Annotated in this window: 4 protein-coding genes; all 4 read right to left on the reverse strand. The window is 51.4% G+C overall.

The features are described from left to right. Positions 1 to 1,496, reverse strand: a 1,496-nt coding sequence (locus BIS10_RS18250; RefSeq protein ID WP_253507541.1) for a hypothetical protein, incomplete at its 3' end; no start/stop codon positions are given. Continuing rightward, positions 1,493 to 2,122, reverse strand: coding sequence for a hypothetical protein (locus BIS10_RS18255; protein ID WP_253507544.1), 630 nt, complete (start codon positions 2,120 to 2,122; stop codon positions 1,493 to 1,495). The genes BIS10_RS18255 and BIS10_RS18250, both read right to left, overlap by 4 nt. Further along, positions 2,122 to 2,388, reverse strand: a complete 267-nt coding sequence (locus BIS10_RS18260; RefSeq protein ID WP_253507546.1) for a hypothetical protein — start codon at positions 2,386 to 2,388, stop codon at positions 2,122 to 2,124. Before BIS10_RS18260 ends, BIS10_RS18255 begins: the two co-directional genes overlap by 1 nt. Next, positions 2,385 to 2,635 (reverse strand): hypothetical protein (locus BIS10_RS18265; RefSeq protein ID WP_253507549.1); only part of this gene is annotated, 251 nt, incomplete at its 5' end. The genes BIS10_RS18260 and BIS10_RS18265, both read right to left, overlap by 4 nt.

Raw genomic sequence — 2,635 nt, forward strand, 5'->3', positions numbered from 1 at the left:
CTCATATACCCCGTACTCCCATCAAAATCCGCACTCCGCGCCCAAAACTCACTCGCCCCACGCGCCCCGATAAACGGCCCTGGGTTCACCGTAAAATCACCACCTGTACCGTAGTTGCGCCCCGCATCATCCGCACGAATCGGCATGGCAATCAGCGGTGTGTTGCCGGTTTCTTCCAGCACTTGCAGGACAGGCTTGGGCTTGCCTGCGTCTGCGTCCCAGAAGGGGTTGTTGGTGGCTAGGTCGATGTAGGTGGTGTCGAAGTAGAATTCGCCTAGGGCCGCGTTAAGTCTGTTGCTAATGAATCCAGCGCTAGCAACATAAAAGCTATCGTTTAAATTAAAAACATCGTCTAAAAACTGGAAAAAAGAAATGGGGATAGCCGAGCCATTAACTATTAGCACTGTTTTAGTAGAGTCTGATAAGTCTACAGAAAATTGAACGCTATGGCTTTTCCCGCTAGTGAATCGGAAGCTGCCCGTATTGCTAGAGCCCAGAAGATAACTTCCCGAAGTGTTTTGCGCCGAAATAGAAACAGTCCCATCTTGCACCAGCCTTAACTGCATTCCGATTGTCGACCCTCCGTCATAAGCCCCGAACACATCCCCAGCCGAAGAAAGGTCGGGTGTAACTTGGAAGCTGAAAGTCACTGTGTTAGAGCTACCCGCCCCAATCCCCGTAGACGACAAATAATCCCCCACCCCATCAAACTCACTCGCCACACAGTTCCACTGGTTCGGCCCACGCTGAGAAGCCCCCATTGATCCATAAGCCTGGAGGTCTGAATAAACACCAAGATTCTTTCCAGGTGCGTCTGGATCGTTGAACGGAAGGTATATGAACGGATTGCGACCAACAAGCGCGCTCACTTCTCCGGGCTTACCGTTAGAGTCTGAAAATATCCGTCGATTAGACTCTACCGAAAGGTCTACAAAATTCGTGTCCATGTAAAAATGGGCAAGTCGTCCTTTGTGTAAAGCATCTCTAGACGCTGAGCCTACATAGAAGTTGCGGTTATTGGTGCTAGCCAGATAGTAAACAACATCAGCGATTCCGTAAAAATACGACGAGTAATCTTCGTCGTTTATATACGCCTGCGCGGTTAAAGTAGAAGCATTCACGCTCAGAATGACATGGTAAAATGTGTAAGGTTGAAGTTTCTCAACAGGCACCTGTAGATACAGCGAGTTTGCAGACGCCCCATAAAATCCGATATAAATACCATGGCTTATTTCGTTCCAAATTGCGCGAGAGCTAAAGAAATTTCCGCTATCATCTACATTCGTGTAAATAGTGCGCGCTGATGAAGCTACCTCAAGCGGCATTTTGTAAAAATAAAAAGACATAGTGAAAGTCTTGCTCGAAATTGCTGGCATGTCACCGCCAGAATTCTGACTAGGCTTAACCAGATAATCGTTGTTGCCATCAAAATCGAAGCCGACAGTTTTACTTTCTATTTTTTTAGCCCCAGCGGCCATCAAATTAGCTTCAATCATGCGCTTGCCCCCAACACACCAGACCAGTTCGCCCCGTCATAATTCAGTACCACGATAGTCCACGTAGCACCCAACTCAGGTGCGGTTGTCCCATCTCCATGCCAGCGGATACCAGCGGGCCATGTGATAGCCGACGCGCCTGTGATGGACAGCACAACGGTCATCGAGCGCCCTGTGGGAACGTTAGCGAACGTCAGGGTGCGTGCGGTCGAGGCGTCAACGGTGAACTCGTTGCCTGTCGCTAGGTCGAGCGTAGCCGTGGTCGAGATGCTGGAGAGATCGTAGCGTGGGAAACTAGTGTTATTGGCCTGCTCCTGTGTCGCAAATGTAGCCAGCGTCTCAGCCGTCAACCGCGCTTCAATACGTGCCCCCATTGCGTGGGCATAAGCACCTTCCTCGTAGCCACGCTCCACAGTGAGCGTCGTACCACTTAGCCCCGTGACCTTCACCACCTCGATGTTCTCGCCGTAGCGCGTGGTATCGGCGTAGAGCGTCAGCAGAAAGTAGTCACCTGCGCCAAGGAACGCGGGAAAACCGTTCATTCCCGAAAGTTCAAGCTGTGTGTCGCTCGCGGTAATGGCCTGGGCCAACGTCGCGTAGCAGTTGTTCAAAAAAATCTGTGCCATTACATATCCACCACAACGATAAGGAGTTCGACTTCTTTCTCACGAGAGTTGGTATAAATCAGCGGTGAGAACTTGTAGCTCTGCCCATTAGTGCCGCCTTTAACCCACAGCTTTACGCGACTATCGCTATAACCAACGCTGGTCAGTTCAATACCGTCGGGGGCCACAACGTCTACTCGCTGAATACGATCCCCAGGCTCAAGCCAGTCGCTCAAGTCGATGTCGTAATCCAAATGGTCACGGGGCTGTTTACGAAACGTCTTCATGCCACTCGATACTCCCTAGAGCTTGCGGCCAGTGCCAAGCGGCGTTCGGTATACGGCACCTGTACCGTGCGACGAGTAGGCGCGTCGCTGTCGATGTTGATTCGGAAAATAAAGCGGGTGGTCGAGGACACCGCATTGCGAGGCACGCCATCCGTCCACACGATGCGAAGGGCGTTAGCCACAGATGCAGATTCACTTGCCGAGGAACCCGACATAATCCGTCCACGGCGTGCGAACGCTTCAATGT

The sequence above is a fragment of the Halomonas sp. 707B3 genome, from assembly GCF_024158645.1.
Taxonomy (GTDB): domain Bacteria; phylum Pseudomonadota; class Gammaproteobacteria; order Pseudomonadales; family Halomonadaceae; genus Vreelandella; species Vreelandella lionensis.

What these genes read in the sequence shown, in the direction of transcription:
- BIS10_RS18255 (WP_253507544.1), bottom strand. Translation starts at nt 2,122, where the DNA reads ATGGCACAGATTTTTTTGAACAACTGCTACGCGACGTTGGCCCAGGCC.
- BIS10_RS18260 (WP_253507546.1), bottom strand. Translation starts at nt 2,388, where the DNA reads ATGAAGACGTTTCGTAAACAGCCCCGTGACCATTTGGATTACGACATC.